This is a genomic window from Nonomuraea sp. B1E8 (genome assembly GCF_039871515.1).
Taxonomy (GTDB): Bacteria; Actinomycetota; Actinomycetes; order Streptosporangiales; family Streptosporangiaceae; genus Nonomuraea.
Map to the genome: position 1 here is coordinate 1 of NZ_JBDPLS010000056.1, position 543 is coordinate 543.

The 543-nt window shown below is 71.3% G+C and carries 1 protein-coding gene; it reads right to left on the bottom strand.

Annotated elements, in window-relative coordinates; genetic code table 11:
* Nucleotides 1–514 (bottom strand): ketoacyl-synthetase C-terminal extension domain-containing protein (locus ABGA98_RS45670; protein ID WP_347624749.1); only part of this gene is annotated, 514 nt, incomplete at its 3' end.
* Between the last annotated feature and the right edge of the window lie 29 nt (nucleotides 515–543).

The following is a 543-nucleotide window of genomic DNA, read 5'->3' on the forward strand; positions in this document are numbered from 1 at the left end:
GCTCACGCAACCCCGCCACCAGCTCATCCCGATCAGCACCCACCACCACCGCACGGTGATCGAACACCGACCGCGAAACCACCAGCGAATGCGCCACATCCACCGGCCGCACACCCGCCCCCACACCCGCCCCCACACCGGCCCCCACACCGGCCCCCACACCGGCCACCGCCTCAGCCAGCCGGCCCGCCTGAGCCCGCAACGCCTCCGCACTACGACCCGACACCACCCACGGCACCACCGGCGCCCCATCCACCGGCTCACTCAGCGGCTCGGGTTCCTGTTCCGTGGCGGGGCCCTGCTCGATGATCACGTGGGCGTTGGTGCCGCTGATCCCGAACGACGAGACGGCCGCGCGGCGGACGTGCCCGTTCTGCTGCCACGGCTGCGGCTCGGTCAGCAGCTCGACCGCGCCCGCCGACCAGTCCACGTGCGGCGACGGCTCATCCACGTGCAACGTCTTCGGCAACACCCCGTGACGCAGCGCCATCACCATCTTGATCACACCCGCCACACCCGCAGCCGCCTGCGTATGACCGATGT